The following is a 26293-nucleotide window of genomic DNA, read 5'->3' as shown; positions in this document are numbered from 1 at the left end:
CCTTGCACGGATGCCACAACTTGTCTAGTTGACCCGAGTAATTCTCGTCGGCTATGATGAGGAGTGGCATTTTTGAAAAAGCAGGTGAACTCCGTGATACAGATCGTATGTGAGGGACACGCATTCGAGCGGGAACTCTCCTTAATTCTCGCGTTATTTTATGAAGATCCAGCGCTCGCCTTTGTACCCGAGTGGACAGGTGAGGCTGATTTAAAAATCAAGCTGGTATTGACCGTGCATGAAAATGGAGTAGTCGCTTCGGGAGAGTTATTCGATGGCAAACGAAGCATCTCTCATCAGGTGGACAAAGACTACGCCGCACGTGATGAAAAAGCGATGAAAAAGACGGCCAAGCAAGCTCTTTGCTATGCGCTGTTATTGATGCTGGAAGAATACACGGGCATGGAGCAAGGCTGGGGTATTTTGACAGGCATACGTCCGACGAAACTGCTGCATCAATTGAACGCCGCTGGTGTAGACAGGCAGGAAGCACACAAGAGATTGCAGCAGGATGTTATTTTGCGCCCATATAAGCTAAAGCTTTTGCAAGAAATCGTAGACAAGCAGCTCTACGTTGTGCCTGATCTGTACCAGATTGACCGCGAGCTGTCTGTGTATATCGGCATCCCGTTTTGTCCGACGAAGTGTGCGTACTGTACGTTTCCTGCTTATGCAATTCGCAGTCATACGGCTTCGGTAAATCCGTTTCTCGAAGGTCTCCATTACGAGATGGAGCGGATGGGGGAGTGGCTTCGCGCGAATGACCAGCGGATTACGTCCATTTATTTCGGTGGCGGAACCCCTACGAGTATCACCGCAGATGACATGAACCAGCTGTTTGAGACGATGCATCGTTCGTTCCCACACATGGGAGATGTGCGTGAATTGACGGTTGAGGCGGGAAGACCCGACACGATCACACGTGAAAAGCTCGATGTTATGAAGCAGTGGGAAGTGGATCGGATCAGCATTAATCCACAGTCGTTCACGCAGGAGACGCTTCAGGCAATCGGACGTCATCACACCGTCGAAGAGACGATTGAGAAATACCATCTGGCAATGGAGATGGGCTTGACTAACATTAATATGGACTTGATCATCGGCTTGCCAAACGAAGGAGTAGCCGAGTTGGCGCATAGCTTGCAAGAGGTAGAAAAGCTGATGCCTGCCTCTCTGACGGTTCATACGCTGTCGTTCAAAAGAGCATCTGAAATGACGCAGAACAAAGATCGTTACAAGGTCGCCAGCCGGGATGAGATCAGCAAGATGATGGAGATGGCCTCCGAGTGGACAGCAGCAAATGGCTATGACCCATACTACTTGTATCGTCAAAAAAATATTTTGGGAAATCTGGAGAATGTCGGATATGCCAAGCCAGGGCAGGAGAGCATCTACAACATCATGATCATGGAAGAGGTGCAAACCATCCTTGGTCTTGGTTGCGGAGCGGTATCCAAGCTGATGGCTCCAGGAAGCGGCAAGCTGACGCGCTTTCCGAATCCGAAGGACCCGAAAACGTACAATGACACGTACAAGATCTTGGTCGAAAACAAACTCCGTGATTTGGATGAGATCTATTCAGGTGCGAGAACGGCTGGACAGGTATCTGGCAAGTAAGGGATGGATATACTGATCCTTAATAAAAAAAGTTTTATTCGAGCGCCTGTTGACGGCTGTTGGCGGGTTTGCTATGATTCACATTAAGCTTTTTTATTGAATAGACAATGATCTGATGACGGGAACAAGTATCCAGGAACCGGATAACCAGAGAGGAAGCGCCGTGGCTGAGAGTGCTTTCATATAACGGCTTGGTGAATGACATCCCTGAAGACCGCAGTGAACGGCTGAAAGAAATCTCTTTCCCCAGTAACTGGCAGGCGTGTGCCGGCGTTAACGGCTAATAAGTGGGATAGCCTTTTGTGATGTAGGGCTATTCAAACAGGGTGGCACCACGGGAGTATAACCAGTCTCTCGTCCCTGACATGCGGCGAATTGCTAAATGTCAGGAGGCGAGGGGCTTTTTTATTTGACGATAAATAAGTTCCTTGATCCTGGAGGTTTGGCTTTAGCCCGAGTTTTTGAAAAGACATGGAGGTTCGAGAGGAATGACAAGAATCCAGATCCCACGCGGTACACAGGATATCATGCCTGGTACTGTAGAGCTGTGGCACTACGTGGAGGCCAAGGCCCGCGATCTGTGTCGCCGCTCCAATTACGCGGAAATTCGTACGCCGCTGTTTGAGAGCACAGAGTTGTTCCAACGAGGTGTAGGCGAGACCACGGATATCGTGGAAAAAGAAATGTACAGTGTAGCCAATCCGCGCAGTACGGATGCTCTCACGCTGCGTCCGGAAGGGACAGCGGGTGTTGTTCGCTCCTACGTGGAAAACAAGCTGTACGGTGTGCCTAATCAGCCTACCAAGCTGTACTATCTGGGACCGATGTTCCGCCACGAGCGTCCGCAAGCAGGCCGCTATCGCCAATTCGTTCAATTCGGTGCAGAAGCGATCGGTTCAAGCGATCCAGCGATCGATGCAGAAGTCATTGGCCTTGCGATTCGTCTGTATCAGGAGCTCGGCTTGACAGGACTTTCTGTAGAATTGAACAGCGTAGGTACGGTAGAAGACCGGGCGCGTCACCGTGAGCATTTGCTCGCACATTTGAACGGCGTTCGCTCCGAGCTGTGCGAGGATTGCCAATCTCGTATCGATCGCAACCCGCTGCGCGTGCTCGATTGCAAAAATGAAAAATGCAAAACACTGACGATGGGTGCTCCGTCCATTTTGGACTACTTGAGTGAAGAATCCGCGGCACATTTCGAAGCTGTACAAAACTACTTGACTGCCCTGGATATTCCGTTTCATGTGAATCCGCGTCTGGTTCGTGGCTTGGACTACTACACGCTTACTGCATTTGAAATCAAAATGGCGGAGATCGGTGCGGTAGAAACACTATGTGGCGGTGGGCGCTACAACGGACTTGTGGCAGAGTTGGGCGGCGACGATATGCCGGGCATCGGCTTCGCACTCAGTATTGAGCGTCTGCTGCTGGCTCTGGAAAAGCAAGGTGTTCAACTGCCGATCTCGGGTGGCATCGACTGCTTCGTAGTGGTACAGACACCAGAAGCGAAAACAACTGCATTCGTGCTGGTTGATCAATTGCGCCAAGCAGGAATCGCCGCTGAGCTGGATTATCTGGATCGGAAAATGAAAGCACAGCTCAAGCAAGCAGACCGTCTACAGGCTCGCTTCACCGCGATCATCGGTGAGTCTGAATTGGCGAATGGCACGGTTGTTCTAAAGGAAATGGCTACAGGCGAGCAACAAGAAGTGAAACGCGAGGAACTCGTTTCGGTACTCGCTGCAAAAGTAAATCAATAATACAAATCGTTGGGGGAAATGATCATGTCTTGGCAATATCGCACCGTACATGGTGGAGAAGTAACAACAGCACACGTAGGGCAAGAAGTCGTACTGAACGGATGGGTACAAAAGCGTCGCGACCTCGGAGGCGTAATCTTCATCGACTTCCGTGACCGCACTGGCATCGTCCAAATCGTATTCAACCCAGAGTACAACAAAGAAGCTTGGGAAGCGGCTGACAAAGTGCGTAGCGAATACGTACTGGTTGTAAAAGGGAAAGTTGTAAACCGTGCACCAGAAGCAATCAATCCGAAGCTGAAAACCGGCGAAGTAGAAGTGCATATCTCCGAAATCGAAATCCTGAACGATGCAAAAACGCCTCCGTTCCTGATCGAAGACGAGATTGAAGTGGATGAGCAAGTTCGTCTGAAATACCGTTATCTCGACTTGCGCCGTCCGGAAATGCAGCGCTCCCTGATTTTGCGCAGCAAAGCAGCGAAAGCTTTCCGTGACTACCTGGATGAGAACAACTTCCTGGAAATCGAAACACCTATTCTCCAGAAGAGCACTCCTGAGGGCGCACGTGACTACCTCGTGCCTTCCCGTGTACATCCAGGCGAGTTCTACGCATTGCCACAATCACCACAGTTGTTCAAACAGCTTTTGATGGTATCCGGTTTGGAGCGCTACTACCAAATCGCTCGTTGCTTCCGTGACGAAGACCTGCGTGCTGACCGTCAGCCTGAATTTACCCAAATCGACATTGAGACCTCTTTCCTGTCTATGGAAGAGATCCTGCCGATGATGGAAAAGATGGTTGCTCACGTATTCAAGCAAACGGTTGGCGTAGATGTACCGACTCCATTCCCTCGTCTCACGTATGCGGATGCAATGGCTCGTTACGGTTCTGACAAACCAGACGTACGCTTCGGCATGGAACTGACAGACGTATCTGATCTGGTTGCGACAAGTGACTTTAAAGTGTTTGCGGCAGCAGTAGCTGGCGGCGGACAGGTAAAAGCGATCAACGCAAAAGGTTGCGGACACTACTCCCGCAAAGAAGCAGACGACCTGGGCAAATTCGCTTCCCGTTATGGCGCGAAAGGCTTGGCTTGGATCGGCTTCAAAGACGGCGAAATCAAAGGACCCATTGCGAAGTTCTTTAAAGAAGAAGAAATCAACGAGATGAAAGCACGCTTGGCGGTAGAAGAAGGCGACTTGCTCCTGTTCGTTGCTGACAAACCAAAAGTAGTAGCAGATGCACTGGGTGCGCTTCGTTCCAAGCTGGGTGCTGAACTTGGTCTGATTGACCAAAGCAAGTTCGCATTCCTCTGGGTAGTAGACTTCCCGCTGGTTGAGTGGGATGAGGATGCAAAACGTTATGTAGCATTGCACCATCCGTTTACTCGTCCAAAAGACGAAGACCTGCACCTGTTCGACACCGATCCAGGTCAAATGCGCGCACAAGCGTACGACATGGTTCTCAACGGATACGAGCTCGGCGGAGGTTCCATGCGGATCTTCAAGCGCGATGTGCAAGAAAAAATGTTTACCGCACTTGGCTTCTCACCCGAAGAGGCACGTAAACAATTCGGCTTCCTCATGGATGCATTCGAGTACGGTACACCTCCACACGGTGGAATCGCACTTGGCTTGGACCGTCTGATCATGCTCTTGGCTGGCCGCACCAACCTGCGTGAAGTCATTGCATTCCCGAAAACAGCAAGTGCGAGCGACCTGATGGTGAACGCTCCAGATGTAGTAGACGTAAAACAGTTGAAAGAGCTGTCCATTGCAACAATTGTCACAGAAGAAGAAAAGGTAGAAGCGTAATCGACTTGCGCAACTGCATTGCTCTTTGATACATTGGTAATACTATGATGAAAGCCCTGCGATGCCCGTGACATCCGATAGTTTTGAGCCACAAAGTTTGTTTAGGGAGTTTTTCGTCCGTGATTGTAAAGGCATGCCTCCTTAGAGTGGACGTCTGTAACAGTTCGGCAAGACACCCACCTGCGATTAGCAGGTTCAAAACTAAGGAGCAACACGGCATAATGGGGCTCCTTTTTTCTCCTTCAATCCTACTTTTCCGATTGACTATAAGTAAGTGTTAAACAACCACAATAATCTCACTTGTGAATGAAAGGTGACACGAAATATGCTTCATCAATTTTCTCGTTGTGAATTGGCCTTCGGTCCCGAAGGTTTGGAAAAAATGAAAAATAGCCGCGTTGCTGTATTAGGAATTGGCGGAGTCGGTTCCTTTACCGTGGAAGCACTTGCACGTACAGGTGTAGGTAAGCTCATTTTGGTGGATAAGGATGTAGTAGACATTACCAACATCAACCGCCAAATTCATGCAACGCTGAACACAGTCGGTCAAAAAAAGGCTGAGCTCATGAAGGAGCGTATTGCAACGATCAATCCTGAGTGCGAGGTCGTCACACTCAATATGTTCTACAATGAAGAAACAGCGGATGCGCTGTTTGAGCATGAACTGGATTACATCGTGGATGCCATGGATACCATGTCCGCAAAGCTCCATGTGATTAAGGAAGCGAAGCGTCGCAATATCCCTATTATTTCTAGCATGGGTGCGGCTAATAAAATGGACCCGACCCGTTTTGAGGTTGCCGATATTTCCCAAACGAGTTATGATCCGATTGCAAAGGTCATTCGTCGTGAACTGCGGAAAAGCGGTATCTACAAAGGAGTAAAAGTTGTATATTCCCGTGAGATTCCAGTAACCGTACGTGTAGATGTACGCGAACAGATCGTTTCCAACCCGAATTCACCGATTAGCAAAGTGCGGATGCCTCCAGCAAGCAATGCTTTCGTGCCTTCTGTGGCTGGTTTAATTTTGGCCAGTGTAGTGGCAAGGGATATTTTGGAGTGGCAGCCTGTAAAAGGATAGTGGAAGATGGATGATTTATTCACATTTGCCTACGACCAGCAAGGTGGCGGCAAACAGAAGCCATTGGCTGCACGGATGCGGCCGCAAACGATTCATGATGTGATCGGGCAATCGCATATTTTGGCTCCAGGGATGCTGCTCAGACGGGCGATTGAAGCAGATCAAGTGTCCTCCGTCATTTTCTACGGACCTCCAGGTACAGGGAAAACAACGCTGGCAAAAGTCATCGCTGGTACCACACGCACACATTTCTCCGAGTTAAATGCGGTTACGGCCGGTGTCGCTGACATCCGCAAAGTGGTAGATGCGGCAAAAGAGCGGCTCGTCATGGATAATCAGCGGACAACGTTGTTCGTAGACGAGATTCACCGTTTCAATAAATCGCAACAAGACGCCCTTCTTCCATATGTGGAGGAAGGTACGATCATTTTGATCGGGGCTACGACGGAGAATCCTTTCTTCGAGGTGAACCCGGCGCTTTTGTCGCGTTCACAAGTGTTTTCCCTTCAATCGCTTTCTCATGAGGAATTGAAGCAGGTCATGGATCGGGCACTTACTGATGAAGAAAACGGATTGGCGGAGCTATTTGTCACCGTAGAACCGGAAGCGGCAGAGCATTTGATTCAATACGCGGAAGGGGATGCCAGACGTTTGCTGAACGCATTGGAACTGGCAGTGACTACGACCCAATCAGGATCGGATGGGCGAATTACTGTGACCTTGGACGTAGCTGTAGAATCCATTCAGCGCAGGGCTGTACGTTACGATAAGAGTGGGGACAACCATTATGACACGATCTCTGCTTTTATTAAATCCATTCGTGGTTCTGATCCGGACGCAGCTCTTTACTGGTTGGCGAGAATGCTCGATGCCGGAGAAGATCCGCGGTTCATTTCCCGCCGTTTGGTCATTTCAGCTTCAGAAGATATCGGAAATGCTGACCCGCAAGCGATCACAGTTGCGATTTCCTGCTTTCAGGCGGTAGAATTGGTGGGGATGCCTGAAGGGCGTATCCCTTTAGCACAAGCGACGACGTACCTGGCAACCGCCCCCAAAAGCAATGCCGCTTACAATGGAATTAATTCTGCGTTGGATCGTATCCGAACCGATGGTCACAAGCAAGTACCGATTCATCTGCGAGATGCTGCTTATAAGGGAGCTGCGAAGCTGGGACACGGTCAGGGATATCTGTATCCGCATAACTATCCATATGGGTATGTACCCCAACAGTATCTGCCTGACGGTGTAAACTACTCGTTCTACCAGCCAAAGGATCACGGCTATGAGCGTCACATTCGCCGCTTCCAGGAAGAAAGACAAAAGATGGATGGACGTGGATTGCCAAGGAAAAACTCCCCCGAATAATGGGGGAGCTAACATTTAAGTGCGGACAGTTCCGCCTGGTTTATTGGGCAAATCACCGTTTTCATTCGGTTGTTTGCTCTGCTCACTCGCACCGTAACGGGCTTTGTGAGCGATCGTGCCTGCGGGTTGGTCATACAAGGTGTCGGAAGGGTGGTTGCGACCTCGTTCCGAGCGTTTGTTCGTTGCCATCTGCATTTCACCCCCTAAGATGTTAGTGTGTCCCACGATACAGAAGACATGTAGGGGGCGGGCGCGTATAACCGATACTAAGAGGAGAGTTGTTAACGTGAAGATTTCGACGAAAGGACGCTACGGGCTGACGATCATGATGGAATTGGCCAACCGTTGCGGAGAAGGGCCGACTTCACTACGGAGCATCGCCCAAAAACACGATTTGTCCGAGCATTATTTGGAGCAATTGATTGCACCTTTGCGTAACGCGGGTTTGGTAAAAAGCATTCGTGGCGCATATGGCGGTTACGTCTTGGCGAAGCAGCCGGATGAGATTTCTGCTGGCGATGTGATTCGAGTGCTGGAAGGACCGATCAGCCCTGTGGAATTTGCGGAGGAAGAAGATCCGGCTAAGCGTTTTTTATGGCTACGTATTCGGGATAGTATTTCTTCTGTTCTGGATTCGACTTCCCTTCAAGACTTGATCAGCTTTGAAGACGATGGTCCTGCTGATAATTATATGTTTTACATCTAGAATATTAAGTTGGTAGAAGGTGACAGCAGTGTCAGAACTATTGTATTTTGACCATGCAGCTACTACGCCGGTACATCCGCGTGTAGTTGCTGCTATGACTCCCTATTTGACTCAAGTATTCGGGAATCCATCCAGTGTCCATGGTGCAGGTCGCGAAGCGCGAAAAGCGTTGGAGCATGCGAGAGACACGATTGCTGACTTTATGGATGCGGATCCGCAATCACTCATCTTTACGAGTGGCGGGACAGAAGCGGACAATATGGCGATCATCGGCGCTGCAATGGCACAGCGCGAACGTGGTCGTCACATTATTACTTCGCAAATCGAGCACCATGCAGTCTTGCATGCTTGTGAATTTTTGGAGCAGGCTGGATTTGAAGTGACGTACTTGCCTGTTGACCAGACAGGCATGGTCCGCTTGGATGACCTGAAACAAGCGGTTCGCCCGGATACGGTACTGGTGTCCATTATGTACGGGAACAACGAAGTAGGAACGATCCAGCCAATTGAGGAAATCGGTACCTTCCTCCGTGAAAAAGGGATTGTTTTTCACACCGATGCCGTACAGGCATTTGGTGTACTGCCTGTCCATGCACGGAAGCTGCCTGTTGATATGCTCTCGGTATCTGCCCATAAAATTAATGGTCCAAAGGGAGTCGGCGCGTTGTATTTAGCGCGTAAGGTTCCGTTTTCCCCGATTTTGCACGGCGGTTCACAAGAACGAAAACGCAGAGCGGGAACAGAAAACCTGGCGGGGATTGTTGGTTTTGCCGAAGCGACAAAGGTCGCTGGCGAGGAAATGGCTGAACGGGTAGAAAAGTATGAGCAAATGAAAGCCGTGATGATCGCAGTCTGGCAGGAAGCAGGAATTACGTTCTGTCTGAATGGACATAGCGAGCAGTCATTGCCGCATATTTTAAATGTGTCCTTCCCAGGTGCACATACAGAAACCATGCTGATGAATCTGGATATCGCCAAGATTGCAGCAGCGAGCGGCTCAGCTTGTACATCCGGATCATTAGAGCTGTCACACGTTCTCAAAGCGATGCAACTGGACGAGAAGATTGCTCATTCAGCCATTCGTTTCAGCTTTGGGATTACGAATACAGTGGAAGAGGCGAAGCAGGCTGCTACATTGGTTGCTGCGATTGTAAAGCGCTTGGTACGCGAATAACGAAGGAAAAAAGCCGTTTGGATGAAGCCAAGCGGTTTTTTCATTTGAGCAAAAGCGTGTTTCTTATTGGAGTTTGTGGTGAATTGTGGAAGAGGATGGTAGAATGATTCTGCGGGACTAATCCTGAAGAACTATATAAATTCGGATCATCCGATAAGGAGAGGACTTTCATGTTGGCCAGACGCTACTCTATTCGCTACAAACTGGTGTTTACGATACTCATCCTAACCATGCTTCCATTAATGGTCGTCGGCTATATCCAATTTGAAAATGCACGCAGCGCGCTATACAAGCTGGCTGTATCTGACTTGCAATACATAACGGAAATGAAGGCACGTGAGCTGTCTATTTACGCCCAAGATGCAACGATTAGTGAGGAAAACAGACAGAAGATTACTGAAATAACGCGTGAGGTGGCCGAACGGTATTACAAGCCAAATGGAATGGTTGGCTACGCCTATATCTTGGATGCGAGTGGAATCGCAATTTTTCATCCAGACCCGAAAGTCGAGAATACCTCCTTGGCGAATGAAGAATTCACGCAAGTCATGCTCGCCCAAAAAAACGGTTGGATCGAATATGAATTCGGAGGCTCTACCAAAGTGGCGGCGTATAAGCAGCTACCGAATGGGTGGATTCTCGCCATTGGCAGCTACGAGAATGATTTGCTGACGACGATTGAGAGCAGTCGTCCGATGATGTTTCTCCTCAACCTGATAAGCGCTATCTTAGCGCTGGTAACGGGTATTTTTATTGTCAACAAGCTGGTTCGGCCACTAAAAGAGCTGGTATTGGCCATGAAGCGTGCAGAGACAGGAGATTTGACCACGCAAGTGACTGTCCATTCTCGGGACGAGCTTGGGGAATTATCGGCGATGTACAATGAGATGATGGGAGTATTTCGCAGCATGGTCAACGAGGTGCAGCGAGTAGCCCAACAGGTAGCGGCAGCTTCGGAAGAATTAACAGCGAGTGCGACAGAAAGTGCACGTGCCTCCGAACAGATTTCCATGGCTTCTTCGGAAATCGCTACGGGTTCCGAACAACAAAAACAAACAGTGACGGATACGGTACGCTTTTTGTCTCGCATCGGTGGAGATATCCAACTCATTGCGGCCTCGACCAATCAAGTAAATGCTGATGCGACAGACGCGAATCGATTGGCACAGGTTGGTGAAGGTAAGCTGCAAGAGCTCGTACAAGAAATGGATCAAATCACGGATCATGCTCGTCGTACGGAGCAGGTTATCCGAGAGCTTGGCTCCCAATCCGAGCAAATCATCGGAATCATCACGATCATTCGTCAAATATCCAACCAGACGAATCTATTGGCTTTGAATGCCGCCATCGAGGCTGCAAGGGCGGGGGAACAGGGACGCGGCTTTGCGGTTGTTGCCCAGGAGGTGCGTAAGCTGGCGGAGCAGTCGGGTGGGGCTGCCGAAGAGATCGCAGGCTTGATTCATACGATCCATACGGATATTCTCGCGGCGGTATCTGCAATGGGAACGACGGCAGTCGCTATACAGGATGGACGCGAAGGAGTGGCCCAGGCAGGAGACAGCTTCCAGCAAATATTGGTAGCCGTTCAAGACGTGAGCCAGCAAGTACATCGAATGAACGATGTAGCCCAAGCGATTCATCGCGATACAGTCCAATTGGTGAGTCACTCTGAAAAAATAGCTGGACTTGCGGAAGCGGCGGCTAGAGATACGCAGGAAGTGGCAGCAGCGTCTGAAGAACAGTCAGCAACCTCCGAGGAAATGACGGCAGCATCAGAAACGCTTGCGAAAATGGCCGAGCAGTTGTCAGAACAAGTAAAACGATTTACAATTTAAGACGAGCATAGGAAAATCCACTTTCGAGAGAAGTGGATTTTTCCTTTCTGGAACGGTTTTTATGTAAGGAGGCGTTTAGATGGACGAGCAGCAGTCAATCTCGCTGTTTGCGGAAAACTTCATTCGAGGATTCGTTTCTCAAGAAATTTTTTACAAGGAAGAAACATGGTACGGAGTTATCCGTCTAAAGATAGAAGAGACTACCGAATCGATTAAAGAATCGGAAGTTATTATTGTCGGTAATTTTCCTCGTCCGCACCCAGATGAGCTTTATACCTTTTACGGTGAATGGAAGACACACCCTCGTTTTGGGCAGCAGTACGTAGCAAAGCGCTATGAACGTGAAACACCGAAAACATTGGCTGGGGTTGAGCGATACTTAGCCAGTGGCTTGTTTCAAGGGATCGGGAAGAAGATGGCCAAACGGATTGTCGAGCAGCTTGGCGTAGATGCGCTGTCGATTATCGCGGACTTCCCAGAGCGATTGGCTGAGGTACCAGGTATTTCCGAGCAACGTGCCAAAACGATCTATGATTCAGTAGTCGAGCATCGTTCCTTGGAAAGTGCCATGGTTTTCTTATATGACTTCGGCATTGGTGTAAACATGGCGCTGCGTATTTATCAGACCTACAAGCTGGAAACGATGACAGTGTTGAAGGAAGAGCCTTACCGGTTGATTGAGGATGTCGTAGGAATCGGCTTTAAGCGGGCAGATGACATTGCGCGAGCAACTGGAATCGCGGCTTCCTCAGAAGAACGTGTGAAGGCGGCAGCTCTCTTTGTTTTACAGGAGGCTTCGTATTCAGAAGGACATGTTTATTTGCCTGTGGAGGAGCTTTGTGAAAAAACGCTGCGCCTTCTCGAAGAGTGCGGGGGGCACGACTTTTCTGGCGACGATATTCAACTGGCAGTAGAAGCCCTGTTTGTGTCGAGCAAAATTGCCTGGGAAGATGAGCGGGTGTATTTGCCCTCATTGTTTTTTGCCGAGCTCGGTCTTGCCAAAAGACTGCGCCACTTCGCTGCCAGGGATGAGTTCGGTACGTTTCCGACATCGGAATTTTACCGTGCGATAGGGGCGGTCGAGGATGAGCTGGCGATTACGTATGCCCAGACGCAGCGTGATGCCATTGAACAGGCGATCAAAGCAGGACTGATGCTTTTGACAGGGGGGCCTGGAACGGGGAAAACGACAGTTATTCGTGGGATTTGTCGTGTTTTTTCTCAGCTTCATGGATTGTCTCTGGACTTGAAAAAATACAACGAAGAAAATCCGTTCCCGATCATTCTTGTCGCTCCTACAGGACGTGCAGCAAAACGAATGACAGAGACTACGGGTTTACCAGCAATGACCATCCATCGCTTGCTTGGTTACAAAGGGGAGAGCTTCGAGCATGATGCGGAGCACCCAATCCGTGGCCGACTATTAATTGTGGATGAAATGTCCATGGTCGATATTTGGCTCGCGAATCAATTGTTTCGTGCGGTCCCAGATGACATGCAGATTATCATGGTAGGTGACCCTGACCAGTTACCTTCCGTAGGTCCAGGCAACGTCCTGTTGGATATGATTCGATCTGGATTGCTGCCGCTGGTACAGCTAACAGAAATTTATCGGCAAGCAGAAGAGTCTACGATTATTCGGTTGGCCCATGATGTACGCAAGGGGAATGTACCGGCAGATTTGCTTCACACCACCCCGGATCGGCGATTCTTCACAAGTTTGCCACAAGAAGTTCCGGAAGCAGTGAAACAAATTTGCTTCGGAGCCGTAAAAAAAGGATATACGGCAAAAGATGTTCAGGTATTAGCCCCTATCTATAAAGGTAATGCCGGTGTGAATCGGTTGAATGAAGAATTGCAGGAGTTGTTTAATCCGAAAACGCCGCAAAAGCGTGAAGTTACTTTTGGAGAGACGACTTTCCGTACAGGAGACAAGGTTCTGCAATTGGTAAACAATGCTGAAGAACAGGTGTTTAACGGTGACATGGGTGAGATCGTCGCCATCTTTTTCCCAAATGAAAATGCGGAGAACCAGGAGATGCTGGTCGCTGCCTTTGATAACCGGGAAGTGGTGTACAAGCGTTCGGATTATCATCAGCTGACGCTTGCCTACTGCTGCTCGGTTCATAAGTCTCAAGGCAGCGAATTTCCGATTGTGATCATGCCGTTTGTCAAAAGCTACTACCGTATGCTCAGGCGTAAGCTGGTCTATACCGGGATTACCCGGAGCAAATCATTCCTCATCATGTGTGGAGAGCCGGATGCGTTCCGTGCTGCTGTAGAGTCTGATGAGGAGGGGGTACGGTACAGCTACTTGGAGGAACGGCTAAAGCAAGAGTGAAGTTGGAACCATTTGCGCCGAATGGACGTGTCCATTTCGCCTGATACTAACAAGGCGGAAGGGGGATGTCCCACATGCGCAAGGCAATGGATGCAGTCGGATTACCAGTTGTATGCCTCCAAACAGGAGAGACGATTGGAACCGTGCGTGACATTCTTTGCGACTCCACTTGGCATGTACGAGGAGTCTTGCTGAGCGAACAGGGCTGGTTCCAATCAGGTACCTATATTCCTACCGAACATATTCATGCGGTCGGGGAGTCCTGCCTTACCGTATCGGGAAAAGACGCGATCACGCCCTTACCTCATCTCGCCGGACTAGAGCCTGTCGGCATTGTGACGGGAAAGACGAAGCTAAAAGGAAAAGCGGTGATTACCGCATCCGGAGAATGTTTGGGGAGGCTGGAAGATGTTTACTTTTCAGCCAACTGGGAGAAACTTGTAGGGTACGAACTATCGAATGGCTGGTTTGCAGATATCACGGAAGGACGAAAGCGCCTCCCTGCACCAGCATCCGTTATCGTCGGGGAAGAAAACCTGATCGTGCCGGACTAGTTCGTGGCCAGGCGTGAAAGGGAGGAAAAGCGTGATGCGTGTCATATGCCCGAATTGCAGTTCCAAAGACGTAGGAAAGATTGGAACCAATCAATACTATTGCTGGAACTGCTTTATAGAAATGAGCGTTTCCAATGAGCAGATCGCTTCTGTCTACCAAGTTGAGGAAGATGGATCTTTGCATTCGCTCAACGATCTGTTTATTGAGGATCAGACAGTAACCGCTCACTTGAATATGTAGTGGATTTGAGCGGTAAAACCAATGGAGGTGGCACGCTTGTTCACTCGAGGCCTGTTGCGGGTTCTTGCCACAAGCGGAATTGTGGCGATCATTGGCTATTGGATGGCTCCGCGACGTCGCAGTCGGTTTTCATTGAATTGGAATCAGTTGCCCTTCTCCATGCGTGATGTGACGCGTATGTGGAAATCAGGTCGCAAGCTGATGCGTGCCGTTACTCGTTAACAAAATGTGAAGTGGAACGTAAATAAACACCCGAACATACACTGTGTTCGGGTGCTTTTTTTCGACATCGACATACATGAAAAAGCTCCGTCGCGGAAACGACGGAGCCTTGCTTTGCATTAAGATTGTTCTGCCAAACGTTTTTGTTGTTGGCTTTTCATGCGTCCGATCAACAGAACACCAACCACAACAGCTACGATGAATACCCATTTTACCCAAGGGTAAGCGGCAAAGAATGGTGTGAGGAATTTCTCGCTCGTTACCATGCTCGCAGCGGTATACGCCAATACGGCAGAACCGATATAAATAACGATCGGATATTTCTCGATCAGCTTCAAGATCAATGTGCTACCCCATACCATGATCGGAACACTAATGATCAAACCGATAACTACCAGAAGGAAATCACCATGTGCTGCACCTGCTACAGCGATAACGTTATCCAAGCCCATAACTGTGTCGGCTACGATAATCGTCCAAATCGCTGCACCAAGAGTACCACTTGCTTTCATATTATCATGACCATTATCTTGAATCAGCAACTTGAGGGCGATCCAAATGAGAATCAAACCACCTGCAAGCAGCAGACCAGGAATTTTCAGTAACCAAACGACAGCGAGTGTCGCCAATGCACGAATGACAATTGCACCAACCGTTCCCCAGATGATAGCTTGCTTTTGCTGATGAGCAGGCAGGTTACGAGCCGCCATCCCGATGACGAGGGCATTGTCCCCGGCCAGCACCAGGTCGATGATAACGATAGAGAGTAATGCGGTCCAAAACTCAGGGCTTAACAATAAATCCATTTCTCTTCCTCCTCCTAATCCATTTTGGAAGCGAATAATCCGCTGGCCGTTTTCTTGATACCTCCTATAGTGTGTGTAAAGGGGCGAAAAAGAAAACGACCTTTCCCAGGACAGGCAAAGGTCATTTGAAAAACAAAAATAGACCTTTTACCTGTTCGGCAAAGGTCTTGCTTACAACATTTACGAAAATGTTGCCAACATAGCCGGGGAAAAATCCCGTAATGACGACTATGTTGCGAAAAAGCTACTCCCCTTTGGAGATATCCTCTTGTAATTACATACTACTGAACACGAAATTGTGTGTCAATAGGTTACATGAAATTAATGTGAATGAGACAAGCTAAAAAAGATGTACTCAAATAGGGAGGAGTTGGGGAACGTGGATGAACTTCGGCGAAGTCGTCTATTTGCTGCTGCTGTTTGGCTCATCGCACTTTTGGTCATCGGGAATCTGCTTTGGCTGCTCCGACCAGTCCTGTCACAATTGTTTTCACTCATTAAGGAAGTGCTCGTTCCCGTCATATTGGGACTCGTCATTGCTTACTTACTCCATCCGGTTGTGCAATTGCTGGAAAATAGAAGGGTTCCGCGCTTAATGGCAGTCTTGCTCATATATGGATCGTTTGTATTGGTGATTACCATTGCGATCATTAACGCGATTCCTGTTTTCACGAAACAATTGGTGGAGCTGTCAGACGATATTCCCCGCCTGATGGATTGGTACTATTCATGGATGAGTGAGTGGGAGGCACGAAAATATTTCTTGCCGGATAGCATCTCGAGGGGTGTGGATCGGGTAATCATCCAGTCGAATGAGGGGATGTCTCATTCTGTAGCGAAAATCGTGGATAATGCTCGCCATTCGATGGGAAAGCTGTTCGCCTTTGCTATCGTGCCGTTTATCGCTTTTTACTTTTTGAAAGATATGAAGCAATTGCATGAGACAGGGATGTCGATTGTTCCAAAGGCTTATCGGAAGCAAGTGCTGATCGTCCTGCGGGATATTAATGAATCCTTGGGTAAATACATACATGGACAAATGATTGTCGCCCTGATCGTAGGTGTTTTCGCATACATGGGCTACTGGTGGATCGGCATGCCGTATCCTTTTGTACTGGCTGCATTCGTATGTCTCACCAACATCATTCCGTACATCGGACCATTGATTGGGGCGGCACCGGCAGTTGTGATCGCGATTACGATTTCCACCAAGACACTGATACTCGTCGTCGTTATCAATCTCATCATTCAAATCGTGGAAGGGAACATACTGTCTCCCAACATCGTTGGTCGTTCTTTGCATTTACACCCGCTTCTCATTATATTGGCACTGCTGGTAGGGGAGACCGTAGGGGGAATCCTCGGGCTTATCGTTGCTGTCCCGATTCTTGCCGTTTGCAAAGTAATCGTCAGCCGAATCGCTGTCATGATGCATGAAAGTTGACAGTGATCAGGTAAAATATTTATAATATGGACAAAGTGATTTTATGTGAAATCAATGAGGGAACGAGTATGTTGCAGACCTTTTACAGAGAGGGCGCCCCATGGTTGAGAGGGCGACCAAAAGAAGAGCAGCAGAAGGCTACTCCTAAGACCGGGCAAAACCCGGCGGCTTGGCACCGTTAGACGCCACTTAAGCGACAGGTCTTGGCTCAGATACGTGTAGCGAGCCTGTAAGCAGGGTGGTACCGCGAGAAAATCAGTTCTCGTCCCTGAGGGGATGGGGGCTTTTTTTATTTTTAGATGAGGAGAATGTAGATGAAGAAGCTGACAGGCAATCAAATCCGCCAGATGTTCCTCGACTTTTTTGTAGAAAAAGGACATCGCATTGAGCCTAGCGCTCCATTGGTTCCAATCGACGATCCTTCCCTTTTGTGGATCAACAGCGGTGTGGCGACCCTCAAGAAATATTTTGACGGCCGCATCATCCCGGACAACCCGCGCATCACGAATTCGCAAAAGTCTATTCGTACCAACGATATTGAAAATGTGGGACGTACTGCTCGCCACCATACCTTTTTCGAAATGCTGGGTAACTTCTCCATTGGGGAGTACTTCAAGGAAGAAGCGATTGAATGGGCATGGGAGTTTCTGACGAGCCCAAAATGGATCGGCTTTGATCCAGAATTGCTTTCCGTTACCATTCACCCAGAGGACGAAGAAGCATTTGAGCTGTGGAGCAAGAAAATCGGTGTTCCAGAAGAGCGAATCATCCGACTGGAGGGCAACTTCTGGGATATCGGAGAAGGCCCGAGCGGACCGAACACGGAGATTTTCTATGACCGTGGAGAAGCATTCGGAAACGACCCGAACGATCCTGAGCTGTATCCAGGTGGAGAGAACGAGCGTTACCTGGAAGTGTGGAACCTGGTATTCTCCCAGTTCAACCACAATCCAGACGGTACCTATACGCCGCTGCCTAAGAAGAACATTGATACGGGGATGGGTCTTGAGCGCATGGCGTCTGTCATTCAAGGCGTAGATAACAACTTCGAGACAGACTTGCTGTTCCCGCTGATCGAAAAGACCACGGAAATCTCCGGTGTGAAGTATAAAACAAGCCCTGAGATGGATGTAGCACTGAAAGTTATCGCTGACCATGCACGTACGGTTGTGTTTGCGATCGGTGACGGCGCACTTCCATCCAATGAAGGACGTGGCTATGTCATTCGCCGTCTGCTTCGCCGTGCCGTACGTATGGGGAAAAAGTTGGGCGTGGAGAAGCCATTCCTGTACAGCTTGACTGAGACGGTAGGTACAATGATGGGCGAATTCTACCCAGAGGTTGTCCAAAAGCGTGCGTTTATCGAAAAAGTCATTCGTGCCGAGGAAGATCGTTTCCACGAGACACTGAACGACGGTCTGGCGATCCTGTCTGACATGGTGAGGGCAGCAAAAGAAGGCGGAAAGACACAACTGTCTGGTCAAGATGTGTTCAAAATGTACGATACTTACGGATTCCCTGTTGATCTGACAGAAGACTTCGCAGACGAGCAAGGGCTAACTGTCGATCGCGATGGCTTTGATCAAGCGATGGAAGAACAGCGTGAGCGTGCACGTGCAGCACGTCAAGATGTAGACAGCATGCAAATCCAAGGTGGTCCATTGTCTGATTTGACGGTTACGAGCCAATTTGTTGGTTATACTGAATTGGTAGCAACAGGTAAAGTTGAAGCGATTATTTTTGACAACCAGCTGGTAGAAGAAGCAGAAGAAGGTCAAACCGTACAAGTTGTTCTGAACCAAACTCCTTTCTATGCAGAAAGCGGCGGTCAGATCAATGACGAAGGTTTCCTGATTTCTGATGTCGTGAAAGCACGTGTGACAGATGTACAAAAAGGACCAATGGGTCAAAATGTACATTCCGTCATCGTCGAAGCAGGTACCCTGCGCAAAGGCGATGAGATTCGTGCGGAAGTAAACCGTGAAGCACGTCTGGCTATCACGCAAAACCATACAGCGACTCACTTGCTGCACCAAGCACTCAAGGATGTTCTGGGAACGCATGTCAATCAGGCAGGTTCCTTGGTAGCACCAGAGCGTCTCCGTTTTGACTTCACTCACATTAGCTCCATTACGCCAGAAGAGCTGGAGCGTATCGAGGCAATCGTGAATGAAAAAGTGTGGGCAAATCTGAGTGTCGAGATCTCCAACAAAGCGTTGGCTGAGGCAAAAGCTATGGGCGCAATGGCGTTGTTCGGTGAAAAATACGGCGACGTTGTACGCGTTGTAAGAGTCGGCGAATACAGCCTGGAGCTGTGCGGCGGATGCCATGTGAACAATACCGCGGAAATCGGTCTGTTCAAGCTGGTTAGCGAGAGCGGTATCGGTGCAGGAACGCGCCGGATCGAAGCAGTAACAGGACGCGGCGCTTATCAGTTCTTGAACCAGCAGTTTACTACGCTAAAAGAAGTGGCGCAAGCACTCAAAGCACCAGTACTGGCTGAAGCACCTGCACGTGTAGAAGGTCTGCAACAACAATTGAAAGAAGTACAGCGCGAAAACGAGTCCCTGCGTGCAAAACTGGGGAACATCGAGGCAGCATCGTTGACGGATAAACTCCAACAAGTAGACGGCATGAATGTATTGGCTGCACGTGTTTCCGCTGTCGATATGGACAATCTGCGCGGCATGGTGGATGAGCTGAAAAACAAACTCGGCTCCGCTGTCATTGTGTTGGGTGCCGTAGATGGAGACAAAGTGAACCTCGTTGCAGGTGTAACCAAAGATCTCATGGATCAAGGCATTCACGCTGGCAAGATCATCAAGGAAGTCGCAACTCGTTGCGGTGGCGGCGGTGGTGGACGTCCTGACATGGCGCAAGCCGGTGGTAAGGATCCATCCAAACTGCAAGAAGCACTGGATGCAGTGGTTGACTTCGTAAAGAGTCAAGCAGTAGCGAAATAGTGCGATTGCGCGAGAAATTTGTATAATCGACAAGGAGTAAACGAAATCCGAGTCGAATAGAGAAAGAGTATGTAACGAAAAAGAGTCTCAAAGGAAATCGAGGTGTTGATTGTGAGTTCGTTGGATAATACCATGAAATTCACGGTGCCCAAGGAAGCGAATGCGGCGGATGTGCAAGAAACATTGACAGAGGTGTACAAAGCCCTGCAGGAAAAAGGATACAACCCGATCACCCAGATCGTCGGTTACTTGCTTTCTGGCGACCCGGCGTTTATCCCACGCCACAACAACGCGCGGAGCCTGATCGGCAAATTGGAACGGGACAAAATCATAGAAGAGTTGGTGACCGTTTACTTGTCAGAGCGCAAGTAGACCTATAACGATGACACGACTGATGGGGTTGGATGTAGGCGACAAGACGATTGGAGTGGCTGTCAGCGATGAGCTGGGATGGACTGCTCAAGGAGTAGAGACCATCAAGCGACAATCCAAGGAAAAGGATCTTGCCCGCCTGAGCGAATTAGTTTCGCAGTATCAAATTGGGGCTTTCGTCGTTGGTTTGCCCAAAAACATGAACGGAACCATAGGCCCGCGTGCTGAAATGTGTCAAGCATTTGGCAAGTTTTTGGAGGAACGCACGTCTCTTCCTGTCCACATGTGGGACGAACGCTTGACGACGATGGCGGCAGAGCGTATGCTGATCTCTGCTGATGTCAGCCGTCAAAAGCGGAAGACAGTGATAGATAAAATGGCGGCCACTTTAATCCTCCAAGGATATTTGGACGCGAAATCGAGGTGACCACAATGAGTGAAGAGATGATGGAAGAGTTCGAAGTGGGCGATGTGATCGCACTGACAGAAGAAGGTACCGAGGAACCGCGAGATTTTCGTATCATGTACATTTTTGACATTGAAGACCGCAGCTATTTGGTGCTCGTACCAGTAGATCAGGAAGAGGAAGAAGAGTATGAGGTTCACTTCCTGCGTTATGACGGTACAGACATGCTCATGCCAATCGAGGATGATGAAGAGTGGGAGCAAGTAGAAGCTACCTTCGAAACGCTGATTGCTGATTTGGAGAAAGACGGAATTTAATAGATGGATGGGAAGAGGGTCCGCAACTGCGGGCTCTCTTTTTTGTTTGTCTTTTTTCGCCAAAATCACCCATGAAGTGACAGGTGGATAAGCCTCTTGTATAATGGATGGGATGGAGATAAAGAGACCCTAAAGGGAGGATTTCTAGCTTGAAACCAATGTCAGCGAAGCCTGATTTTAACCCCGGCCGCCCAGTGGCGCATCGACGCAGACGCGGCGGACGAATTGTGATGTGGCTGGTTGCCTTATTTTTATTGATCATTTTGGCTGCGGGGGGAGCAGCGTGGTACGTGTACCAGCAATTACAGCCAGTTGCAGGAGAACAGACGGTGAAAAACGTGGCGATTCCGTCCGGTTCATCCGTACAAAAAATCGGTCGACTACTGGAAGAACAAGGTTTGATCCGAAATGCCGATGTATTTAATTACTACGTGAAGTATAAAGGTGTGGCGCCTGAGCTTAAGGCGGGAGAATACCAATTTACGACTGGACAAGCCATCGACGAGATACTAACAGCCATGGTGGAAGGTAACACGGTGATCAATGCAAACCGATTTACGATCCCAGAAGGCTGGAATGTCGAACAGATCGCAGACCATCTCGATAAAGAAGGCATTGTAGAGAAGGTAGCATTCTTAAAGGAAGTAAATGAAGGTAATTTCCCCGACTATCCTTTTGTCGCAGCCATACCGAAACATGCAGACCGAAAACATCGTTTGGAAGGGTATTTGTTCCCGGAAACGTATGAGGTGGAAAAAGACGCTACGGCGCATGATGTCGTTTCGCGTATGCTGGCTCAATTCCAAAAGGAATGGAACCCGGAGTGGACAGAGCAGTTGAAGCAGTACGATTTAACATTGGATGAAGCGGTTAATCTCGCATCGATCGTTGAGCGTGAAGTAACCGTAGATAAAGAGCGCCCGCTTGTAGCAGGTGTGTACTACAATCGGATTCGCGACAAATGGCCGTTGCAAGCAGATGCTACCGTCCAATTTGTTCTCGGCAAACAACGAGACCGTCTGACCTTTGAGGATTTAAAAGTAAAAAGCCCGTACAACACGTACACGAATCCTGGACTGCCACCGGGGCCGATTGCCAGCCCAGGCAGAGCTTCGCTTGAAGCAGTCGTGAATCCGGCTAAACACGATTACTTTTTCTACGTGACGAAAAAAGACGGAACGTCCGAGCATCACTTCTCCAAAACACTGCAAGAGCATGAAGCCAATGATAAGAAAAGCAGGGGTAACTAACCTGTCCAATCTAACCAGACTTATAAATAATGGAATGATATTTTATTAAAGGATGAGAACGGCAACAGAGGTATTCCCTCATGTTGTTTCTCATCCTTTCTTTTTATAGATGCGATGTAAGGCGAAAAACGCTAGGCCGGCATAGCCAAGCTTTCTCAAGGTATGCTATAATAATTCGGTTGTAACGAAAGAGGAGTGAAATCATGATTACCAATCCGGCAATTGACGACTACGTGTCAAGCCTGGTTCCCGAGCGTTCCCCGCTGCTCATGCGTCTAGAGCAGGAGGCGGCAGAGGAAAACATACCGATTGTGCAGCTCCCGTCCGCTCAAGTCATGCGGATGTTGTTATTGCTGCATCGTCCCAAAGCGATTCTTGAAGTGGGAACGGCAATTGGCTATTCCACCATTTGGCTTGCAGAAGCTGCACCGGAAGCGCGAATTGTCACGATGGACATAGATGAAGATCGATTGGTGAGAGCACGGGCAAATATAAAAGAAGCAGGATGTGCAGACCGTGTGGAGATTCTCTCACGTGATGCCACCTTAGGCCTGCCGGAGTCGTATCAATTTGACTGCTTGTTTATCGATGCGGCGAAAGGTCAATATCGAGCATTCCTCGATTTGTATCTACCGCTTCTTCGTGAAGGCGGTTTGGTAATCAGCGACAATGTCCTGTTCCGAGGACTGGTTGCGACCCCTGAAGAAGCGGGCAAGCGCCAGCGTCCTATGGTGGACAAGCTGCTTTCTTATAATGCACATCTGATGGAGCGTCCTGATTTAGAAACGACATTTATTCCAGTAGGAGACGGGCTGGCCATCAGTTTGAAAAAGAAATAAAAACATAGGGTCGTAAACGCGTAAAGCATCATGAGGAAGGGGACATGAAGCATGGGTAACCCCGTATTGATTGGGGTAGCGGGAGGCAGTGGTTCTGGAAAAACGACTGTAGCAAAGGAGCTGTACCGCCAGTTCCAAAATGATAGTGTAACGATGATTGAGCAGGATTCCTACTACAAGGATCAAAGCCATTTGAGCCCAGAAGAGCGGGCGTTGACTAACTACGACCATCCCTTCGCTTTTGACAATGATCTGTTGCTTGCGCATTTGCAGGAGCTCATGCAAGGAAAAGCGATCCAAAAACCGATTTACGACTTCAAGGAGCATAATCGCAAGGCGGAGCAAATCCAGGTCGATCCGAAGGATGTCATCATTCTGGAAGGAATGCTGATTCTGGAGGATGAGCGGATTCGTGATTTGATGGATATCAAGGTATTCGTCGATACCGATGCGGACGTGCGTATTGTACGCCGAATCGTACGTGACATCGAAGAGCGCGGTCGTTCCCTCGATTCTGTTGTAACCCAGTATTTAAACGTCGTTCGACCGATGCATTTGCAGTTTATCGAGCCGACCAAGCGATATGCAGACGTCATCATCCCAGAGGGCGGCTACAACCGAGTAGCATTGGATCTGTTATCCACGAAGATCAGCAATATTTTGCTGGAGAAGCAACAATTCGCCAATCAATCCTAAACACTTAGAAGTGCACCGTGACGTACGGTGTGCTTTTTTCTTTGTTCGTTGTTTCTGTCGCGTACATTCCGGCAATACTGGAGAAAAAAGCCAGGGAGGGAATTCGATGCAGCTGGATCGACGAATCAAAAGACGTCACTTTCTTGTACTGCTGTCCATGTCGTTCTTATGGCTCGGTTTGGTCGTGCGATTGTGGTGGATTCAACTCGGTTCGCCCCATCGTTTTTCCAGGCATGGCGTTGATTTGGTAAAGGCAGCCGTAAAGCAAAGACAGCAAAGCATCGTGCTGCATAGTGGGCGTGGCGATATCCTGGATCGAAATGGATACGCCTTTACTGGAGAAGAGCATCTCGCCTTGATTTTGTTCCCGTTGGCGCGTGGGAGCTTGCAAGGAACAGATGGCTTGCAGCAATTGGCTCAAATAACCGGAGAATCCAAGGATCGGCTGTCGGAGGCTATGGAAGGGGCAAAAGCGCCGCTACTCATGCGAGAGGAGTCCGGCAAGCTGGTGATGCTCACAGAGCGGCAGGCCGAGGAAATCAATGCACTTGCCATCCCTGGAATTGTGGCATTGGCGGTGACAGAGCGATATCGCGCTGATGAAGTAGCCAAGCATCTGACTGGTTTTATCCATAAAAATCCCGGCATGGTGCAGAAGCTGTATCCAGATGAATGGGCCAGCGGCAAAATGAATGCCGAGAGCACGGTGGGGGCGTCTGGTCTGGAGCGAAGTTTTGACCGATTTTTACAGGGGGTAGAGCCGTCTGTCTTGTCCTATTACGTAGATGGACACGGTCAACCGCTCCGAGGGCTGGATATTCGCTATACGAAGCAGTCGAATCAATACTATCCGTTGTCATTAACGACTACCTTGGATGCAGCAATCCAACGAAGTATGGAGGCAGCAGCCGATCAAGTGGGGCTAAAAGAGGGCAGTATCGTTGTTTTGGACGTACAAACAGCCGATGTTCTTGCAGCTGTTAGCCGCCCTACTTATGATCAAACGAATGTCACGGGAAACGCAAGCGACTGGAAGAATCGCGTGTTCAAACAACTCCCGCCTGGTTCCGTCTATAAAACAGTAGTGGCTGCAGCAGCCTTAGCGGAAGGGATCGTTTCGCCAATTGATCGCTTCACATGTACAGGGGAATACGGGAAGTACCAGTTCTCATGCTGGAAAAAAGAAGGTCACGGCAGTGTGACGCTGGAAGAAGCGTATGCCCAATCCTGTAACATTGCGATTGCACATATCGCCAAGATCGTGGGCGGAGAAAAGTTGGCGGAATATGCGAAAAAGCTGGGCTTGACCACTCAAGTAGGGCATGTTACCCCTCATCTGTATAAACTCAACAATTTCAAGCAGTTGGACGGCGAAGAGCCGGGCAGAGTCTTTGCAGAGGGAGTATCCCGCGACGATGAAGGCGTCCTGATTCAAAGCGCTATCGGTCAGCGGGATGTACGAATATCCCCCTTGCAAGCAGCCAACATGATGGTAACGATTTTGCGTGGCGGACAAAGCTCTCAGGTACGGCTGGTAAAAGAGATCGCATACCGAAATGGTCAGTCGTTCCACACATTCCCTGAGCAGGAGCTCTCTTTGGACGGAATTGACTACGTCACAGCCAACAAATTGCGAAAAATGATGCGCAAAGTCGTCACAGAGGGAACAGGGCAGATGCTCATGAATTCCGCTTGGCAGGTGGCGGGCAAAAGCGGGACTGCGCAAATCGGGGATGCGAATGGTAACAACCATCTGTGGTTTCTCGGGTACGCTCCGTTAGAGGAGCCACGTTACGCCATTTGTGTCGTGGCAGAAAATCAGCCGAGCTGGGGGAAAAATCAGGCTATGGAGCTTTTTCACCGAGCTGTCGCTGAGCTTGCCGATCATACAGCTCAATCTTCCCCACCTCGCGAAGAGTATTTCCGAGGATGAACCCCCTTGCGTTAATTTGATCGTTTTTACTTAGCCCGACGATCAGCATGAGGGGAGAGGAGGACATGTACATGGATTGCGACGCTTTTGACCAAATGGTTCTCTTATCACCTTTGCTGGGAGATAGGCGTTTTACCGTATGGCTATGCCAATCACCAATGTATTTCCATTGTCGATTTCTGCTTAATTTGCGGACGAGCTTATTGAGATGCCTGTCATCGAAAAATATAGAATGTGGCTGGTGAATCGCATTTGGGCCTGGTTCACTTGCATACGTAACGACCCATCTATCTTCACCAAGTGGGTATCCCATCATGACCCCTCCTGTTTCCAGAGAGGGTTTTTTTCGTACGGCCTGCTCAATCTGTTTCCACGCTTTTGGTGTGATGTACAGCGTCGTCATGAGACGTTCGTCCCTCCTTGATAAAACCACTGACATTTGCTTGATATCATATGTATGCGAATAGTGAAAGGTCCCGGTGACCAGCAAAGTTATGAATTATCGAAAAAAAGATTGTAACTCCTACTTTTCCTTTCTATAATTTGAGTAAAA

The 26293-nt window shown here is 49.0% G+C and carries 24 protein-coding genes and 1 other RNA gene; 22 read left to right on the top strand and 3 right to left on the bottom strand.

Annotated features, from left to right (window positions below):
- Window positions 1–93: 93 nt before the first annotated feature.
- The 6 genes from C7R93_RS13625 (at window position 94) to C7R93_RS13600 (ending at window position 7641) form a co-directional block, all read left to right on the top strand.
- Entirely contained in the window at window positions 94–1617 is a 1524-nt protein-coding gene (locus C7R93_RS13625; protein ID WP_106839418.1) for a coproporphyrinogen III oxidase, read from the top strand.
- A gap of 488 nt (window positions 1618–2105) precedes the next feature.
- Window positions 2106–3380, top strand: coding sequence for a histidine--tRNA ligase (gene hisS / locus C7R93_RS13620; RefSeq protein ID WP_106839321.1), 1275 nt, complete (start codon window positions 2106–2108; stop codon window positions 3378–3380).
- 24 nt (window positions 3381–3404) lie between these two features.
- A complete protein-coding gene (gene aspS, locus C7R93_RS13615; protein WP_106839320.1) occupies window positions 3405–5195 on the top strand; it encodes an aspartate--tRNA ligase in 1791 nt (596 codons plus the stop codon).
- Window positions 5196–5245: 50 nt separating this feature from the next.
- Window positions 5246–5427: non-coding RNA, 6S RNA (ssrS, locus tag C7R93_RS13610), on the top strand.
- A 93-nt stretch (window positions 5428–5520) separates the two neighbouring features.
- Complete coding sequence (locus C7R93_RS13605; protein ID WP_106839319.1) at window positions 5521–6276, top strand: tRNA threonylcarbamoyladenosine dehydratase; 756 nt, start codon at window positions 5521–5523, stop codon at window positions 6274–6276.
- A 6-nt stretch (window positions 6277–6282) separates the two neighbouring features.
- Window positions 6283–7641: a replication-associated recombination protein A gene (locus tag C7R93_RS13600; protein WP_106839318.1), complete on the top strand. Its 1359-nt coding sequence runs from the start codon at window positions 6283–6285 to the stop codon at window positions 7639–7641.
- A gap of 15 nt (window positions 7642–7656) precedes the next feature.
- Here the strand turns inward: C7R93_RS13600 and C7R93_RS30315 are convergent, their stop codons facing one another.
- A complete protein-coding gene (locus C7R93_RS30315) occupies window positions 7657–7830 on the bottom strand; it encodes a hypothetical protein (RefSeq protein WP_167402470.1) in 174 nt (57 codons plus the stop codon).
- 97 nt (window positions 7831–7927) lie between these two features.
- On the opposite strand from C7R93_RS30315, the gene cymR reads away from it, so the two are divergent.
- The 7 genes from cymR (at window position 7928) to C7R93_RS13565 (ending at window position 14714) form a co-directional block, all read left to right on the top strand.
- Entirely contained in the window at window positions 7928–8347 is a 420-nt protein-coding gene (gene cymR / locus C7R93_RS13595) for a cysteine metabolism transcriptional regulator CymR (protein WP_012685608.1), read from the top strand.
- Between the two features lie 28 nt (window positions 8348–8375).
- A complete protein-coding gene (locus tag C7R93_RS13590; RefSeq protein ID WP_106839317.1) occupies window positions 8376–9521 on the top strand; it encodes a cysteine desulfurase family protein in 1146 nt (381 codons plus the stop codon).
- A gap of 170 nt (window positions 9522–9691) precedes the next feature.
- Window positions 9692–11356, top strand: a complete 1665-nt coding sequence (locus C7R93_RS13585) for a methyl-accepting chemotaxis protein (RefSeq protein WP_106839316.1) — start codon at window positions 9692–9694, stop codon at window positions 11354–11356.
- A 79-nt stretch (window positions 11357–11435) separates the two neighbouring features.
- Window positions 11436–13697, top strand: a complete 2262-nt coding sequence (gene recD2, locus C7R93_RS13580) for an SF1B family DNA helicase RecD2 (protein ID WP_106839315.1) — start codon at window positions 11436–11438, stop codon at window positions 13695–13697.
- Window positions 13698–13771: 74 nt separating this feature from the next.
- Window positions 13772–14251 (top strand): PRC-barrel domain-containing protein, encoded by a 480-nt coding sequence (locus tag C7R93_RS13575; RefSeq protein ID WP_106839314.1) that lies wholly within the window; start codon window positions 13772–13774, stop codon window positions 14249–14251.
- Window positions 14252–14285: 34 nt separating this feature from the next.
- Window positions 14286–14492 (top strand): hypothetical protein, encoded by a 207-nt coding sequence (locus C7R93_RS13570; protein ID WP_007717618.1) that lies wholly within the window; start codon window positions 14286–14288, stop codon window positions 14490–14492.
- Between the two features lie 27 nt (window positions 14493–14519).
- Window positions 14520–14714 (top strand): hypothetical protein, encoded by a 195-nt coding sequence (locus C7R93_RS13565; RefSeq protein ID WP_232030579.1) that lies wholly within the window; start codon window positions 14520–14522, stop codon window positions 14712–14714.
- A 119-nt stretch (window positions 14715–14833) separates the two neighbouring features.
- On the opposite strand, the gene C7R93_RS13560 is transcribed toward C7R93_RS13565, so the two are convergent.
- Window positions 14834–15520, bottom strand: coding sequence for a TerC family protein (locus C7R93_RS13560; protein ID WP_106839313.1), 687 nt, complete (start codon window positions 15518–15520; stop codon window positions 14834–14836).
- 379 nt (window positions 15521–15899) lie between these two features.
- Here C7R93_RS13560 and C7R93_RS13555 point away from each other — a divergent pair, with 379 nt between their 5' ends.
- The 9 genes from C7R93_RS13555 to C7R93_RS13515 all read left to right on the top strand — a co-directional run bounded on the left by C7R93_RS13555 (window position 15900) and on the right by C7R93_RS13515 (window position 25740).
- Complete coding sequence (locus C7R93_RS13555) at window positions 15900–16964, top strand: AI-2E family transporter (RefSeq protein WP_106839312.1); 1065 nt, start codon at window positions 15900–15902, stop codon at window positions 16962–16964.
- A gap of 314 nt (window positions 16965–17278) precedes the next feature.
- A complete protein-coding gene (gene alaS / locus C7R93_RS13550; protein WP_106839311.1) occupies window positions 17279–19927 on the top strand; it encodes an alanine--tRNA ligase in 2649 nt (882 codons plus the stop codon).
- Window positions 19928–20038: 111 nt separating this feature from the next.
- Window positions 20039–20299, top strand: a complete 261-nt coding sequence (locus C7R93_RS13545; RefSeq protein WP_007727936.1) for an IreB family regulatory phosphoprotein — start codon at window positions 20039–20041, stop codon at window positions 20297–20299.
- A gap of 10 nt (window positions 20300–20309) precedes the next feature.
- Window positions 20310–20726 (top strand): Holliday junction resolvase RuvX, encoded by a 417-nt coding sequence (gene ruvX / locus C7R93_RS13540; protein ID WP_106839310.1) that lies wholly within the window; start codon window positions 20310–20312, stop codon window positions 20724–20726.
- A gap of 5 nt (window positions 20727–20731) precedes the next feature.
- Window positions 20732–21022, top strand: a complete 291-nt coding sequence (locus C7R93_RS13535) for a DUF1292 domain-containing protein (RefSeq protein WP_007727932.1) — start codon at window positions 20732–20734, stop codon at window positions 21020–21022.
- A 149-nt stretch (window positions 21023–21171) separates the two neighbouring features.
- Complete coding sequence (gene mltG / locus C7R93_RS13530; protein ID WP_106839309.1) at window positions 21172–22272, top strand: endolytic transglycosylase MltG; 1101 nt, start codon at window positions 21172–21174, stop codon at window positions 22270–22272.
- A 203-nt stretch (window positions 22273–22475) separates the two neighbouring features.
- The gene (locus C7R93_RS13525; protein WP_106839308.1) at window positions 22476–23111 is read left to right on the top strand and encodes an O-methyltransferase; all 636 of its coding nucleotides are present in this window, start codon (window positions 22476–22478) and stop codon (window positions 23109–23111) included.
- A gap of 51 nt (window positions 23112–23162) precedes the next feature.
- A complete protein-coding gene (gene udk / locus C7R93_RS13520) occupies window positions 23163–23807 on the top strand; it encodes a uridine kinase (protein WP_106839307.1) in 645 nt (214 codons plus the stop codon).
- Between the two features lie 106 nt (window positions 23808–23913).
- Window positions 23914–25740, top strand: a complete 1827-nt coding sequence (locus tag C7R93_RS13515; protein ID WP_106839306.1) for a peptidoglycan D,D-transpeptidase FtsI family protein — start codon at window positions 23914–23916, stop codon at window positions 25738–25740.
- On the opposite strand, the gene C7R93_RS13510 is transcribed toward C7R93_RS13515, so the two are convergent.
- Window positions 25652–26143: a Mov34/MPN/PAD-1 family protein gene (locus tag C7R93_RS13510; protein WP_106839305.1), complete on the bottom strand. Its 492-nt coding sequence runs from the start codon at window positions 26141–26143 to the stop codon at window positions 25652–25654. The two genes, C7R93_RS13515 and C7R93_RS13510, sit on opposite strands and share 89 nt — an antisense overlap.
- Between the last annotated feature and the right edge of the window lie 150 nt (window positions 26144–26293).

The sequence above is a fragment of the Brevibacillus fortis genome (assembly GCF_003013395.1).
Lineage (GTDB): Bacteria > Bacillota > Bacilli > Brevibacillales > Brevibacillaceae > Brevibacillus > Brevibacillus fortis.
Note: the sequence above shows the minus strand (reverse complement) of the source record. Positions and strands in the feature narration are given on the sequence as shown.